A 15,932-nucleotide genomic window follows, 5' to 3' on the forward strand; every position below is an offset into this window, starting at 1 on the left:
TTTCTCCAGATTTATTGTCCGCAAGCATTGCTGCTGCCGGAGCAGAAAGAATATAATGGAAGTAGGTAGAAAGATTCATATAAACATGCAAGGACACAGGACTGAAGACACGGATAAGCCCATAATTGAATTTCAATAGAGTATAGGGAGCGAACATAATGTCCTGGAAAGACCCATGGAACCGCAGCCGCGAGCGGGGCAAGGAAGCGGGCTTCACCTTAATCGAGGTGCTGGCCGCCATCGTCATTTTGTCGATAGTGTCCCTGGTGCTGACCTCCTACTTCACCAATGCCATGACCTATTCGAAGTCCAACCAGAACAAGACGATCATGGTCAATCTGGCACGGAACGCGCTTTTTTATATGGAGAAGCAGGATTTTGACAAAACCGTAGAGTTCTTCAGAGATAAGACAGATAGACTTTCTGCAGATGTTTGCAAGATTGAGGGCTGTGGTGATGCCATCAGCGATGAAGGAGCTGCCTACCGGAAGGCGTTTAACACGGAAACCCTGTCTCATGTACTACACCCCAAAGTAAACGGAATGGATTACAGTATTGATGTTATTTATCAAAAGGAGTTAGATGACGCTTATCAAGAATATCTGCTCCCAGTCAAAGTCGTGGTTACCTGTGATTCCGGGGGCGGCCCATCGGCACCAGTAGAGGTGGAGGGATATATCAGCAATGAAGAGATTCGCTAATACAGCTGAGCGCGAGAATGGTTTTACTCTGATTGAACTGATCGCTGCCATCAGTCTATTTGCCATTGTGGCCGGGATCATTGGCTCCGTGACTATGTTTGGTTTCCGAAGCTATCATAAAATTACGGTGGAAAATAAACTGCGCGATGAAGCTGATCTTGTGATGTCCTCCATTATTACGCAACTATATACGTATGGACCTGAGGAAATCCAGAGTACTAATTCAGGAATTATGCTATTAAGATCTGATCGTGATCCTCTGCGTATTCAGGTTGACGGCAACGATATTCAAATAGGGGATTCCAGAATTGGTCCGGGAAGCACATCGGCACTTCATTTGGACTCGGCATTAGCGGGATCAGCCATAGCAGTAACCAAGGTGGATGAGAATAGATCCAATCTTAACGCATTATATGAATCCGGACTGGTGCGAATTCAGCTCAAATTGAATTACAAAGGCGGGGCATCAGAGGAGGATGAGCTACATGTGGATAGCCAATTCGGCTTCTAAAGGTAAGGCTAAGCTTCTTAAGCTGAAGGCTCTCTCACGGGAGGGAGAGAACAGAGCCAGGGGCCAGCAGTTTCGTTCCGAGAGTGGCTCCGCTCTGGTTCTGGTAATGTTCATCGTGCTGTTGCTTACGATTCTTGGGATGGGGGTACTCAGCGCGACTGTCGGTGGAGCTGTACGGACAGAGACCAGAGAGAATGATGTGCAAAGTCTTCACTTGGCGCAAAAGGGTCTGGATGAGGCCACCGCGTATATTCAAGCCAAGCTATCCCCAATAACGGATATTAACCCGGATAAGCTAGAGCATGTTCTGAACGGGTTAGATCAGAAAGGTCTCAATGTATCTACAGAGCTTGGCGTTAACAGCAGTGGCATCATTGATTACATAGAATATAAAGACAAGAAATTCGATGATATTAAGCAGACAAGACAATATTATATTGATGTAGAGGCTTCAGCATTGGTAAATGGAGTGCAACGCACACTGCAGCAGAGAATTACTATCGATACCTATCCTGACTTTCTGAAATATGCCTTTGGCTCCGAACAGAACGTCTATCTAAATGGAGCTCCGGTGGTAAAAGGTAATATTTACGCAGGCAATAAGCTGATTATCTCTAACAGGGCAGAGTATAAATATCTAGGGGATTCCGGGTTGAAAAAACCAACAATGTTTCCGCAGATACAGCCGAATGGAATGGATGCTGCCAATTTGGGAGAGGTATTTGTACAGTCTCTTAAAGATATTGAATACCATGTATTCGATCCGTCAGGAAACGGGGGGGAGGCCAAGAGATTAGCTGACAGCTCCGATATGAAACAAACGGTTCAAGATATTATGGGGATTGATTTAGACAAAATTAAAATTAAAGAGCAGAAAAAGTTTGTGCAAATTAATGTAGAGGAGTCCTTTATCGATAAGCTGGTCGAATCGACTTCGCCTTCTAATGACAATGCGGCCGATGCACTGAGGGGGCGGCTAAGCGGAAAGAATCCAAGTGAGCTAACCCAATGGCTTCAGACAGGGAGTCTTATTGAAGCCAAGACAGTTAATCCTCCTCCCGAGAAACCTGCACAGGGCGAGGAGGAGAGTGATCAAGATTATCTGGTGAGACTTGAACAATATGACAATGAGCTTAGAGCGTATCATGAGTCCTTCATGGGCTTGAATCAATCCTACCGGGTTGACGGTAATCTCACCATTGAGGGAAATGATTTCTACGGACTGACTTTTGAAGAAATGGCTAAAAGAGGTGCTGTGCCCAAGTGGATTGTGGTGGATGGTAACTTGAATATTATAAATAATAAAGCCGGTTTTATTCCCATAAAAGCAAACATTCTAGTTACCGGTGATGTGAAGATTAAAGGCAATGTCTCCTTCGATTCTACGATGTTTGTGCTAGGAAGTACTACAGTGGAGGATGCTGTAATCAGCGGTTTGGGAACGGGTACTGATAAAAAGGAATTAGTGCTAATCTCCAAGGGACCGGTGCTGGTAAACCGGATTGATGCTTTTTCCAATGCAGATCCAGATGAAATGAATGCATTTTTTTATACGGATGCTGAAGCTAAGCTTTATGGAGTGGGTTCCATATTCTGGTTGAAGGGCGGTTTTTTCTCAAAAGGAGATTTGACAGTAAACGCGGTGCTGGGTAATACATCTGAACCGTCTGAAGCGGCACTACCCAGCCAGTTGATCTTCTCGGAACCTCAAGTTACAGAGCCGAGGGCAAGGGAGCGTTTTCGGGTCATATACAATTACAAGGTCTACACCGATCAGCAATCCAGTCTGCCGCGGGTCCGCAAAGTGAATATTGCTGTCAGTCCGATGAGGCTGGTTAGTATACCTCCCAGATCTTCTCATACTGATACAACAGAGTAATTAAGATAATGAGCATGATGTAAGCCGAAATAAGACCTTCTCGTACGTTCCGTAGATATCGGAGCGGAGAAGGTCTTTTATTTCACATAAGAGTTCTACCCAAGGAATTAGTAGAGGTCTCCCTCATTGAGGTTTGCTTCGCGCTTTTTAACAATTACTTCAATAGTTGCCGTAATTTTAGTTGCTCCAGGAGGTGCATAGGTGACTGTCACCGTCACTGTACCTTTTTTGTTCCCTGTAATTGCACCTGTGTTGATGTTGGCAAACGAAGCAATAGCCGGGTCGCTGCTGGTCCAGGTTAAGTCATTCAGAATGGATGCCAAGGAGAAGGTGCGTGGTATTGTCCATAGCAGCTCCGCCAGGTTAAAGGCAGGATCGCCGACATATATAGTTTTGCTGAACTGGCTGAATTCAAGACTGGTAAGACCGGTAATATTTACAGCATAAGGCAGACTGGTGATTCCGCTAGTTTTGTCTTGAACTACAACCTGCACCGTATGGTTGGGAACATCCTTTGCTACCAGTTGACATTGGTTTGTTCCGGAAATGGGCTTCAGCTCTGCATAGTGACTATCATTCGGATTAAGGAAGCTCCACTCCAAGGATGTTTCGTCTGCATTTACTGGTGTGAGAACTGCCGTCAGAGTAAGAGAACCCTTCGTTGGTATCGAATTCCCGTTGCCCGAAATGGTCAGTGCCTCAAGTGGAGTTTTCACGGTTATGATTTTGCTCGCAGAAACATTATCAGCCTTGTCGCTGGAGACGTAGACCTGAACCTTATATTTTCCGGACGCAGGTGCATTAAATGTGGCACTTTCAGCGGCTGCTTGAATATAGCTGCTCACATCTTTGCCGTGTACATCAAAAACCTTCCAGCTATAGGTAATGTTCTTCTCCAGGATTGTATTATAAATGGCCATAAGTCCGACATAGGTATTAGGTTTAATCGGGCTATCTCCGCCTTCAATCCTCAGACTTCGATCCTTGACGGTAATCATAGCTCTTCCCGTCACTCCGCTTCCGTCTGTAGCTGCAGCTGTTATTTCCACGGAACCGGTTCGATTACCGGTAATATCTCCGTTTATGGGATCAATGGATACAATTGACGGATCGGCTGAACTCCAGCTCAATATCTTATTAGTCGCATCCGCAGGTGAAATTTCTGTAGGAACAATCCGCAAGGGTTTATCATTCAGCAGGATATCTGTTGGCGGCAGCGTGATTTTCTCAACCCGGATTGCCGCATGCAGTTTTAACTCTGGTGCAAACACAGCCGTGCCTGGGACAAGGACTTCATTGACCGGAATCGTTCCGTCAAAAGGTGAGTAGAATAAAGTTGTCATCTTCGTAACGGAACCTGCAATAACCTGACCCGTAAGCTCTCCATTATCAAAACTTACAGTAGCATTCGGAGCCAAGAATGTTCCTCTCAGGGTGTAGTGTAGTTCCAATGATTTAGCACTTGGAAAGTTGTAAATAACATGGGCGGCATCGACTCCGCTGAGATTAGTGTTGAGTGCCATTTTGACAGTATCACTGTCTGAGCCAGTGTTGACTAAGACAGTAGAGCCTGATGGGACCGATATATTTAAGCTGGTTGCAGAAGCAACCATAGCAGCCGGAACGGTAAATACAAATAGTTTGGCATCGCCCGTGCCCGTTAGTTTAATTGTGCCATACGCAGATTCTACTGATCCATTACTGGTCAGTGTACTGAGTCTGGCTGAAAGACTCGTCATCCGGTCCCGAAGTGAAGTGAAGTCAATAGGTGATCCCTTCACCACCTTTCCTCTGATAGACTGCGTGTCTGCAGCACCGCTGTAATAATAAGTACCGCCATATACTGCATTACCGTTGATAGTGATATTGTTGTTGTAGTATAGACTTCCACCTACTACTAGAGCATTTTGGGAATAATCACCGTTAGCGTTATTCCCGTAAATAGTGGCACCCCCGCTAATATTGCGGAAGTCGACATCGCCACTTACAGCCACCCGCCCTTTAATAGAGAGATTATTGATTGTAGCCGCTGTTTGATTATTGATAACAATTAGGTTGTAATCCAGACCGGCTCCAAGAAGCGGACCGTTAGCTGCAGCGTGAATTTCATCATATTGTAGAGAAGCTGAATTCAATGTGAAGTCCCCGCCTTTTTGCGGGGATACGGTAATTGAGAAAGTAACCTCCTGACCTGGATCGGGAATAAATGTCTTCACAGCGTTTGCACCAGTCTGGAGTGTGTAATGAATATCATTTAATTTTTTGTTGATGCTATAGCCCGATTCTACCGTTCCTGTTTGGTTAATAGGTGAGGATGCCCCGACAATTTCCAGACCGGATGGAAGATTATTTTTAAAGATAATATTAGAAATAATCTGGCTGTCGCCGACATTTGCCGTTATTTTTGCTTGGGAGAATGGGATCGGTTTTGGAGTAATTGTATAAGTAACGGCAACCTGTTCCCCCCTTACAATGTGGCCATCAACAATATTTGCGGGTAAGGATTGTGTAGCTGTCAGGCTGGAAGTGGCCGGTTTGATCGTTACGTTAACCGTTTTGGTTGCCAGCGCACCATGACTGTCCCAGGCTTTAATTTCAATTTGTAGATTCCCTCCATTCGGAAGCGGATTAGTAAAGGAGCGGCTGATGGTCAGTCCAGACTGAAGGTTCAAGTCAGTTGCCCCAATATTATCTATATAATTCCCTTCCGTTTTAAAGCGAACGGAGGTTTTTAAGTTGCGGTCATTCAGATCAAAATCTCTTACGCTGTAATCTACCAGTATTTCATTTGCATAAGACGGGATGACACTGCCTTCAGCAGGAGAATTTACCGTAATCTCAGGAGCGTGGTTAGCGCCGGCAAAAGCCCTGTACATGGTATTGACGAAAAGCCTCTGTTCCCAGTCGGGAAATTTGATATTACTATTGATATCTCCTTTTTTGCTATGCCCTGTGCCAGAGAATGTAATACTGCCTACTGAGTAAGTGTAGAAGTGGTTATAGCTGTCGTCGACATCCCGCTGAATTTTTCCGGACTCACTCTTAATGTTATACCAGGGCACTACATCGGCACGCTCCAGATCCAGCATGAAGAATTGATCATGCGTATCGGCAACAGGATAGTAGGTATTGTTCGCATTATTAAGGTTAAAAGGATATTGCGTTAGTAAGCCGTTATTGACTGGAACAACCTTGGAGGAGGTATTTACTGCATTTCCCCCGAGATAAGTTCTTATAGTCTGGCCAACGGGTGCCCGGAAATAATCGCCCCAGAAATTTGAATCGTTTGGATCATCAATAAAAATCGTATCATGGGTGAGCATGATGCTTTGTTTTGTAGTATTAGCGAAATCATAGACTGTTTGGGCAGCCTCTTTTGAAAGCATTGGATTGGTTACCCGGTCATACATATCCTGAAAACCGAAGACGATCATATCATAAATACCGTTAAGACCACGCTGTGGATCTTTGGCATGCTCAGTGATATAAGTGTTAAACTTGTCGACGTTCATCGTAGAAATAGAAAGCTGATAGTTGCTGGTATTCAAGTAATTCTGATTCATGTTAAGACTATTAAGGAGCGAGCTGTCGGAACGGCCAGAGGGCATAACCTGAAGAACATTGATGATAGGCTTAACACCCGTAAAGCGGATGACGTCTCTGTCAAAGGTTTTAAGGTTAGTAGAGGTATCGGTGACCTCCAGCTTCCAGTAAAGTAGTCCGGTATAAGTATCCGGTAGTGTGTAGTGGAGCGTCCCTTCAGTTGAATTCAGCTCAAGTGAGGCGACCACATGCTCCTCTGTCATAGGAATCGAAGAATCCATATTCATATATAATCTTACCCTGACAGGGGCGGCAGAAATATTAGGGACATTATCAAGCTTAATTCCGAATGTCATGGTGTCGCCTGGTCCATAAGTCTCATTAGGATTAGCCAAGTAACTCTTAATCTTTGATTTATTGGAAATAGTAAGGAGCGGACGCCGAATTAGGCCAGTTATGGTTGGCGAAGTACGGGTCTTAATTGCGGTTATCAGACTGCTGCGGGTAGCATCCGTGAGAAATATGACATTGCTCTTTGCACCCATAGAGGAACGGAAGATATTAAAAGAGGCATAGAGTTTCCCTTGAAGAGTCTTATCTTTAGCCTGAGTTGCAAAGGTATCCTCTTGAAAGTATACATAAAGTCCTTTATTGATATAGTAATCGATAATTTCTTGTGCCTTCAGACCCGTGATATCATTCTGGACAGCGAGCGTATTATGGGCTTTGTCCCGGTCGGTATCTTTAGTGTTCACAGTGCTTGTAACCCATTGCTTATTGAAGCTTCCACAGCCTATGTAGATTGCATCGTACTTTCCATCCCAGTCCTCACGCAGCGACACGAATCTTTTCATAGTCACAGTCTCTACGTTGACATTAGAAATATTCTTGAGTTCTTCCAGTTCACTGCCGCCTGAACTTAGACTGCTACTGGATGGATCAGTGATCTCAAGAATGCGTATCGGATAGTTATTATTGGAGGCCTCCACATCCGGACTGAACATCTGAACTAGTACAACTAGCATTACAATTAATGCAATAGCCCCAGAAAAAAAGACCAACTTTCTCCGTCTAAACTTTTCCTTCATCAACAATTCCTCCGTTTATCGAAAAAATAGATTGAATAGTTTGTTTCATATGGCGAAATTGCATTTTTTCCCTAAAATTATTGTAAGATCACCTATAATATGCTATATATCATTCTAGGATAAATTTCACAGATAGGCAATGAGGGAATGTGTAAATGTACCTCTAAATTTGAGTCTTTAGAATTATATTTTTAAAATTATTTATCAAAATGTTTATTTTTAAAATTTTAATTAGGTACTTAGGATCATATTATGAACCGATAATCTACATAATCCACATGGCATGGAGATGAGCTGCGGTTGGCAATCATAAAAAAGAGATTGGGAGATTTGCTGGTAGAGAACGGAATTATATCAGAGGAACAGCTTCAGGAGGCGCTGGTAGACCAGCGTAAGACCAAACGCAAATTAGGTGACCTGCTGATTTCACAAGGATATATTACAGAGCAGCAATTGATTGAGGTGTTGGAATTCCAGTTAGGTATCCCTCATGTCAGTTTGCATAAATACCATATTGATCCGGCGATTACACAGATTATTCCGGAAAGTATGGCCAAGCGTTATCAGGTTCTCCCTTTCTTGAAGGAGGGGGGAAAGCTGATGGTGGCAATGGCAGATCCGCTGGATTATTTCGCAATTGAAGACTTGCGGATGAGTACGGGATTCCGGATTGAACCGGCTATTTCTACCAGAGACGAATTGCAGCGTGCTATTGCAAGACACTATGGTATGCGCGACTCTATGAACCAGATGCTGATCGAGCTGCCGACACAGGAAGAGATTACAGAGACAGAAATTACTGACGAGGATTCGCCCATTGTCCGGCTTGTTAATCAGATGATTCAACAGGCGGTTCAGCTGCGTGCGTCTGATATTCATGTCGATCCCGGTGAGAATAACCTGCTCATCCGCTACCGGATTGATGGAACGCTCCGTACCGAGCGGTTGATACCTAAGCAGATGCAGGGATTTATTACAGCTAGGCTCAAAATCATGGCGCGGCTGAATATAGCGGAACGCCGCCTTCCCCAGGATGGCCGGATCAAAATGCAATTCGACTACAAGATGATTGACATTCGTGTGTCGTCATTGCCAACGATGCACGGGGAGAAAATTGTACTGCGGCTGCTGGATCTCAGTACAGGTATCAAGGCAGTGGATACGCTGGGGTTCAGTGAAGGCAATGCAGCGGCGTTCAAGGAAATGATTGGCCGTCCGTATGGAATCATGCTCATTACAGGGCCTACAGGCAGCGGAAAGACTACGACACTGTATTCGGCGCTCAGCCAATTAAATCAGGAGACTGTTAACATTATCACGGTAGAAGATCCTGTGGAGTATCAGCTTGAAGGGATTAATCAGGTGCATGTTAATCCGGCCATTGGCCTTACATTCGCAGCGGGATTACGCTCTATACTTCGTCAAGACCCCAATATTGTCATGGTAGGGGAGATCCGGGATACCGAAACAGCTGAAATTGCGGTCCGGGCTTCACTGACAGGACACTTGGTACTTTCAACACTACATACTAACGATGCTGTAAGCAGCATATCCCGGCTGCGCGATATGGGTGTCGAGCCCTATCTGATTGCGTCATCATTGATCGGTGTGGTTGCCCAGCGGCTGGTGCGCAGAATTTGCACAGACTGTAAAGAGACCTATAAGCCTTCCCAGCAGGAAGCGATTATGCTTGAACGTTACGGACTCCGAACAGATATACTTCATCGGGGAAGCGGCTGTGGAAGCTGCAACTCTACCGGCTATCGGGGCAGGCTTGCCGTTCATGAAGTCTTGACTATCGATGATCATATGCGGCAATTGGTTACCGACTCTGCTTCGGTAGAAGAACTGCGCTCCGCTGCCAAAGTACGCGGCCTGGTCCAACTGATGGAAGACGGTCTGCTTAAAGTATCGCAAGGGATGACCACTTTGCAGGAAGTGCTGCGGGAGACGGTATCCCATTAATGATTAGGGGGAGACAAATTGCCAGTTTCAACTAGAACGATTATACAGCTTCTGCACTTGGCTCACTCCTCCAGAGCGTCTGATTTGCATATCTCCGTGGGCTCACCTCCCGTGCTGCGGATTGACGGCAGGCTCGAGAATGTGGAGGGTACATTCATTGGTCCCGGCGAGGCTGAACAGATGGCCCTTGACCTGTTGGGGCCCGAGAGAGAATCTGAATTCCGGGCAGCGGGTGAGTATGACTTCTCCTTCCCTCTGGAAGGCGGAGTCCGGTTCCGCGTGAACGTATACCGGCAGCGTGGGGGGATCAGTATAGCTGCCCGGAGTATTCCGGCAGATATTCCGACCCTGGAGAAGCTGGCGCTTCCGCCCATACTTTCATCACTGGCGTTGAAGCCACAGGGGCTGATTCTGGTAACAGGCCCGACCGGGAGCGGCAAGTCCTCCACACTAGCGGCAATGATCCATCATATTAACAGCATTGAACGTAAACATATTGTTACGCTGGAAGATCCGATTGAATTTTTACATAGCCATGGGACCTGCATTATCGATCAGAGAGAGATTGGAAGTGACACGGCCAGCTTCCCAACCGGCCTAAGGGCGGCGCTCCGGCAAGATCCCGATGTGATCCTTCTTGGAGAAATGCGCGACTTGGAGACGATATCGGCAGCGGTAACCGCAGCTGAAACCGGACATCTGGTCATGGCAACCCTGCATACCTCAGACGCACCGCAGACGATTGACCGGATAATCGATGCATTTCCCGGACATCAGCAGAACCAAATCCGCTTGCAGCTGGCTTCTGTATTGCTGGCAGTAGTCTCTCAGCGCTTGTTCCCCCGCTCTCAAGGTCAGGGGCGGATCAGTGCAACTGAGATTCTGATTAATACGCCTGCAGTCGGGAATATGATACGGAGCGAGAAGACACATCAGATCAAGAATATCATGCAGACGGGTAAAGCCCAGGGGATGCATACGCTGGAGATGAACATCCGTGAGTGCCTGGCTAGAGGGCTAATTGATACATCGGCAGCTAAAATCTATCTTGCGGAGGTGAGTTCCGATGCCTCAATTTGAATATCAGGTCAAGACTCCGGCAGGCAAACAACTCAAAGGCAAGCTTACGGCACAGGATAAGTCGATTGCCATGGAGGAACTCCGCAAGCGTGGACTTACTGTTTTCTCACTGAATGAGCAGAAAAACTCTATACTGTCGATGGAGATTTATATCGGTAATCCGGTGAAAACCATTCATTTCATTATTTACTGCCGCCAGTTCGCTACGTTAATCCGGGCAGGTGTGTCTATCGTTGATGCGACCCGAATCCTGGCGGAGCAGACAGACAGCAAGCCGCTGGCCAAAGCGCTGCAGGACGTCAGTTCGAGCCTTTTGCGGGGAATAGCGTTCTCACAAGCCATACAGGATCACAAAAAGATATTCCCGCATTTGTTCGTGAGTATGGTAAGGGCGGGTGAGGAAACCGGGGACCTCGAAGGAACGTTGGAACGGCTGGCGATGTATTTTGAGAAACAGCATACCACCACTGAGAAAATTAAATCTGCGCTGATGTATCCGATCACCGTTGGCGTTATGGCAGTGGCCGCTGTTATCTATCTGCTGTGGGCTATCGTTCCGCAGTTCGTAACCATGTTTGAGTCGATGAATGCAGAGCTTCCGGCTATCACCAAGATGGTACTTGTGCTTAGTAAAAGTATACAAGGGCAATGGTATTTCTGGCTGATGGGTCTAATTGTGATCATAGTAGCCTTTCAGATAACGAAGCGTACAGAGAAGGGGGCCTACGCATTGGATTATGCCAAGCTGAAGGTGCCTGTGTTCGGGAAGCTTAATCAGAAGGGCTCTATTGCGCAGTTCACCAGAACCTTCTCCTCGCTGTATGCCAGTTCAGTGCCGATTCTGCAATCGCTGGCGATTGTTGAAGAGATAGCGGGCAACAAGGTGATTGGAAAGTACATTCGCAGCGCAGGTGACTCACTCAGGCAAGGAAAGCCACTGTCAGAACCTTTGAAAAAAGCATGGGTCTTTCCGCCGCTGGTCACACAGATGATCGCTATAGGTGAAGAGACGGGTGCGCTCGACCAAATGTTGTCCAAGATAGCAGATTTCTATGAGATGGATGTGGAAAACACTGTTGACCGGCTGAAGTCTTTACTTGAGCCGTTATTGATAGCTTTCCTGGCGGGAGTAGTCGGTGTAATCGTAGCAGCCATTATGCTGCCAATGTTCAGTATCTATAGCAATATGTGATGACATCTTTGAGAGGGGTGACGCCGGGCGGGGGCAGATAGCCTTCGTGCTGACGAATGCAGAGACAACGAATCAAGCACTCATCCAGACCTTTAAAATTTTATTTTACTAGGAGGAAATCAAATGTTGGCAAATGCGATTAAGAAGAGATTGAGTAAAGAGGAAGGCCAGAAGGGCTTTACGCTGATCGAATTATTGGCAGTTATCGTTATTCTGGGGATTATAGCGGTTATTGCGATTCCGTTGATCGGGAATGTTATTTCGGATACAAAAAAAGACTCTGACGTAGCTACAGCTCGGCAAATTTATGATGCGGCGAGACTATACATCGCCGGTGAGAGAGATGGTAAGTTCGTTGAAACTTCTGGTGTAACTGTTACTATTGCTGAGATGCAGAGGGAAGGTTATTTGGATACTGACTTGAGTCTTCCAAGTTCAAAAGCTGCAATTTCGGGTGGTGTTGTAATTTTCACTCCAAAAGGTCAATTAACTTCAGTGCAAATAGCACCAAAGCCACTAGGTTCCAAATCAGAATCAAGTATTACAATTGATACAGGTAAAACAGAAGCGGGAGGCAGCTATACAGCTTCGGAAGTTCTAAAGTCAAGTCCAGCTACACCGGCGCCAGTAACAAAACCTTAAAGATGATGTGAGTAATCCACGGAATTTTACTTAATTTATCAAGGAATCGGATCATCCCGGTTCCTTTTTTACAAATCACTTTACACAAAAGGAATGAACAATGACCATCGTTATCGCTGTATATATCACGCTGCTCGGGCTAATATTGGGCTCCTTCTATAACGTTGTCGCTCTGCGTGTACCAGCGGGAGAATCTCTCACTCATCCTCCTTCACATTGCACCGGTTGTGGAACACGCCTGAAGCCGCGGGATTTGGTGCCGGTGCTCAGCTGGTTGGCCAGCGGTGGTAAATGCAGGTATTGCGGTGCCAAAGTATCCATGCTGTACCCGCTAGGTGAGCTTGCGACCGGACTGCTGTTCTTGTGGTCCTATCTGGAGTTCGGCGTAACCGTTAGAGGTGTGACGGCGATTGTATTATCAAGTGTGGCTGTTATTGCAACGGTGGCTGATCTCAAATATATGCTGATACCGAACAAAGTACTGCTATTTTTCACACCATTCCTGCTAGTGCTCACTCTATTGAATGTTGATGGATCGATATGGTTATTCTTTCTAGGTGCTGCTGTTGGAGGAGCGATCATCCTACCCTTTGCCTGGTTCGGCGGAATGGGTATGGGTGATTTCAAGCTATTCGCATTGCTGGGACTGGCCATAGGGTTCCCTAATGTGCTGTTGGCCTTCTTCGCAGCATGTCTATTAGGTACAATGGTTGGCGGTACACTCCAAATGGCGGGTATCGTTAAGCGCGGGCAGCTCGTTCCCTTTGGTCCTTGGCTTGCTCTAGGAGCATTACTTGCATACGGTTATGGTTCAGAGATTATCGGCGGGTATCTCTCGCTTATTCATTAGGAGGCTTATGGCTTATGCTTGGACTTCAGAACCCGGTGGCCGGTCTTGCGATTGAGCAGACGGGAATCCGCTATATCAGCTTTAAGAACAAAAAGTCATGGGAAGTACGCAAGAAGCGCTACCTTCCGCTCCCGTCAGGATTAATTGTTGAGAATCAGGTAGCCGATCGTGAAGCTCTCTTGGGAACTGTCAAGCAGTGGGTGAAGGTTGAGAGGCTGCGTGGTAAGCGGATCTCGCTGTCGATTCCCCCATCGCAGATCATCATCCGTAAAATGAGTATTCCCAGCACCAATCCGAAGCAAGTAGAGCAGCTTGTGAAGCTGGAAGTAGAGACGGGGATGCATCTGCCCTTTGAAAGCCCAGTTTATGATTATGTCACGATTGATGTGGATGAGGAGAACAGCCATCTCCTGGTATTTGCTGCCCCCCGTAAGCCGATCCAAGATTATATTGATGTGCTTGAAGGAGCGGGTCTGCGCGTTGCTACTGTGGAGATTGCGGCAACTACACTTGCCCGTAGCTTGACCATTGGCCGGAAGGCAGAGTTTGAGGATACGATGCTTATTAATATCGAGCAGAATGTTCTTGACGTATATATGTTCCGCAGCGGTAATCCGGTGTTCATCCGAACCATTAATCAAATGGATTTGAACAGCGGCGTACAGCCTTCTATACAAGCTGGGATAGACTATGTCAGAGAAGCTGCGGCTACGTCGACTGGTATGGCTGGTGGTTTACTTGCGCCTGGGCGGATGCTGGAGATCACCGCTGAAATATCGCGCATGCTGAACTTCTATCAATACAGTCTTCATGACGGAAGCACGAGAATTCAAAGTGTCCTGATTACAGGCCCGCTACAGATTCGCAACCAGCTGCTTGAGGAGCTGCAACAATCCTTGACGGAGCTTGAGGTAGCAACGATCGGACTGGAAGATGTCAGGGGGGACAGTGCTCCTGATCCAGAGCTGAATGATTATCGTGTAGCTGCCGGGGCAGCCCTGCAGGATAGTAATACTCTTGCCGTTAACCTGCTGCCACGGGAAGACCGGGAGGCCATACTTTTCCCATATGTTGCTGTCGCTCTTGTTGGAATATGGCTGATCGGTGCGGTAGGAGTCGGTATATTTTTTGCAACGAATAAAGGACAGATTGTAGAGAACGAGCAACAAATTCAGGGTGCCCAGGACCGCTCACTGATGCTTCAGAGCGAACTCGCCAAGATCAATGGATTATCCGGGAGTCTGAATAGAAAAGCTGCAGTGGATGAAATTCTCGCATATAGGACAAGTATCGTACCTGTATTGAATGAGCTATCCTCGGGGTTGCCGCAGGATAGCTTGCTGCGAAGTATAAACTATACGTATCATGATTCCATCGATCTCACGTTAAGAGTGCCGAGTATGGAAGCATCCTCGATTTATTTGGCCAATCTGCGCAAAATGTCTTTCACTAAGGGAGCAGAAATTCAGAAGCTGACAGAAGGGGATACCACTGTACAGTCCGGTTCGGTCTCAGGATACGGTACGTATACTGCGGTTTATCATGTGAGCTTACTAAAAACGAAGACTAACGATACAGCAGCCGGAACAGACCAACTGGAAGCTTCAGGGGAGGGGGATGGCAGTGGAACAAATTAATAGATACAGGTCCCCTATTACATTGGGCGTGCTTATCCTGTTTTTGTTGCTGTTCGCCTTCTTCATGCTTGGTCTACAGCCCGCCAGTCGAACCGTCAAAGACCAGGAATCAGAGCTCAGCCAGTTGAATGAACAGAATAGTCTGCTTGAGCGCAAAATTGATGAACGCAAGAACGATACCTCACAGCAAGCCGAAGAGGCTGCACTGCTCACCCAGCTTCCGAAAGAGGACAACAGTGAACAAATGATTCTGGATCTGCGCTCTATCGGATCAGTATCCGGAGCGAAGCTAAAGGATGTCAATTTCAGTATAGGCCAAGAGAATCCGATTCAGGCAATGACAGGTTCAGGTACGGCGGTATACCCCACGGTCAAGCCGCTTACTATGACGGCTGTAGTCGAGGGGGATTATTCGGGCATCAGTAAATGGCTGACTGCACTGCAACAGCTGCCCCGCGTAGTGAATGTTGATACATTAACATTTCAGCGCTCCTCGGATGGCGGGGGTGCAGGAGGAACTTCCAGTATTATTACGGCGAATGTCTCGTTTACAGCCTACTTCGAGGATGCCGGGGATACAGAAGGTGAAGCTCCAACAGCTGCTGATGTGGATCCTGCTCCCATCTCAATGAGCGAAAATAATTAGCCGTTAATTTATAAGCAACTCCGCTTCCTCTTTATTGGGAACAGAGTTTTTTTACGCTTTTCCCCCATTACCCGTTTATACCCCCGGGTGGTTTGGGTATTACAGCTTACGGGCTATTGTAATGTTATACAGTACTTATCGCAGCAGCTTAGTCTGAAGTACGCTTCAGGCTACCACACAGGAATACGAGGAGGCGTT

The 15,932-nt window shown here is 46.5% G+C and carries 11 protein-coding genes; 10 read left to right on the top strand and 1 reads right to left on the bottom strand.

Annotated elements, in window-relative coordinates; all coding sequences use genetic code 11:
* The first annotated feature begins 158 nt into the window (after positions 1–158).
* From NSS64_RS31620 to NSS64_RS31630, 3 genes are read left to right on the top strand one after another with little or no spacing between them, the layout of a single operon-like run.
* On the top strand, positions 159–701 hold the full coding sequence (locus NSS64_RS31620) for a prepilin-type N-terminal cleavage/methylation domain-containing protein (protein WP_341142677.1): 543 nt from the start codon (positions 159–161) through the stop codon (positions 699–701).
* Positions 685–1,212 carry a PulJ/GspJ family protein gene (locus NSS64_RS31625; protein ID WP_341142678.1) on the top strand — a complete coding sequence of 176 codons (528 nt, stop codon included), beginning with the start codon at positions 685–687 and terminating at the stop codon, positions 1,210–1,212. Before NSS64_RS31620 ends, NSS64_RS31625 begins: the two co-directional genes overlap by 17 nt.
* Positions 1,187–3,091, top strand: coding sequence for a hypothetical protein (locus NSS64_RS31630; RefSeq protein ID WP_341142679.1), 1,905 nt, complete (start codon positions 1,187–1,189; stop codon positions 3,089–3,091). Before NSS64_RS31625 ends, NSS64_RS31630 begins: the two co-directional genes overlap by 26 nt.
* Before the next feature lie 107 nt (positions 3,092–3,198).
* On the opposite strand, the gene NSS64_RS31635 is transcribed toward NSS64_RS31630, so the two are convergent.
* Entirely contained in the window at positions 3,199–7,722 is a 4,524-nt protein-coding gene (locus tag NSS64_RS31635; protein ID WP_341142680.1) for a DUF5057 domain-containing protein, read from the bottom strand.
* A gap of 300 nt (positions 7,723–8,022) precedes the next feature.
* Between NSS64_RS31635 and NSS64_RS31640 the strand changes: the two genes are divergently transcribed.
* From NSS64_RS31640 to pilO, 7 genes are all read left to right on the top strand, one after another.
* Positions 8,023–9,687, top strand: coding sequence for a GspE/PulE family protein (locus NSS64_RS31640; RefSeq protein WP_341142681.1), 1,665 nt, complete (start codon positions 8,023–8,025; stop codon positions 9,685–9,687).
* Positions 9,688–9,705: 18 nt separating this feature from the next.
* Positions 9,706–10,767, top strand: a complete 1,062-nt coding sequence (locus NSS64_RS31645; RefSeq protein WP_341142682.1) for a type IV pilus twitching motility protein PilT — start codon at positions 9,706–9,708, stop codon at positions 10,765–10,767.
* A complete protein-coding gene (locus NSS64_RS31650; protein ID WP_341142683.1) occupies positions 10,754–11,959 on the top strand; it encodes a type II secretion system F family protein in 1,206 nt (401 codons plus the stop codon). Before NSS64_RS31645 ends, NSS64_RS31650 begins: the two co-directional genes overlap by 14 nt.
* Positions 11,960–12,082: 123 nt before the next feature.
* Entirely contained in the window at positions 12,083–12,601 is a 519-nt protein-coding gene (locus NSS64_RS31655; RefSeq protein WP_341142684.1) for a type II secretion system protein, read from the top strand.
* Positions 12,602–12,701: 100 nt separating this feature from the next.
* Positions 12,702–13,451, top strand: coding sequence for a prepilin peptidase (locus NSS64_RS31660; protein WP_341142685.1), 750 nt, complete (start codon positions 12,702–12,704; stop codon positions 13,449–13,451).
* Between the two features lie 14 nt (positions 13,452–13,465).
* Complete coding sequence (gene pilM / locus NSS64_RS31665) at positions 13,466–15,088, top strand: pilus assembly protein PilM (RefSeq protein WP_341142686.1); 1,623 nt, start codon at positions 13,466–13,468, stop codon at positions 15,086–15,088.
* Entirely contained in the window at positions 15,075–15,734 is a 660-nt protein-coding gene (pilO, locus tag NSS64_RS31670) for a type 4a pilus biogenesis protein PilO (protein WP_341142687.1), read from the top strand. The genes pilM and pilO overlap by 14 nt, the downstream gene beginning before the upstream one ends.
* Positions 15,735–15,932 lie beyond the last annotated feature (198 nt).

It is taken from the genome of Paenibacillus sp. FSL H8-0122 (assembly GCF_038005345.1).
Lineage (GTDB): Bacteria > Bacillota > Bacilli > Paenibacillales > Paenibacillaceae > Paenibacillus_AQ.

Excerpts from the sequence above, each read along its gene's own strand:
- NSS64_RS31635 (WP_341142680.1), bottom strand. The coding sequence starts at position 7,722 with ATGAAGGAAAAGTTTAGACGGAGAAAGTTGGTCTTTTTTTCTGGGGCT.
- NSS64_RS31625 (WP_341142678.1), top strand. The coding sequence starts at position 685 with ATGAAGAGATTCGCTAATACAGCTGAGCGCGAGAATGGTTTTACTCTG.
- NSS64_RS31620 (WP_341142677.1), top strand. The coding sequence starts at position 159 with ATGTCCTGGAAAGACCCATGGAACCGCAGCCGCGAGCGGGGCAAGGAA.
- NSS64_RS31630 (WP_341142679.1), top strand. The coding sequence starts at position 1,187 with ATGTGGATAGCCAATTCGGCTTCTAAAGGTAAGGCTAAGCTTCTTAAG.
- pilM (WP_341142686.1), top strand. The coding sequence starts at position 13,466 with ATGCTTGGACTTCAGAACCCGGTGGCCGGTCTTGCGATTGAGCAGACG.
- NSS64_RS31650 (WP_341142683.1), top strand. The coding sequence starts at position 10,754 with ATGCCTCAATTTGAATATCAGGTCAAGACTCCGGCAGGCAAACAACTC.
- NSS64_RS31655 (WP_341142684.1), top strand. The coding sequence starts at position 12,083 with ATGTTGGCAAATGCGATTAAGAAGAGATTGAGTAAAGAGGAAGGCCAG.
- NSS64_RS31660 (WP_341142685.1), top strand. The coding sequence starts at position 12,702 with ATGACCATCGTTATCGCTGTATATATCACGCTGCTCGGGCTAATATTG.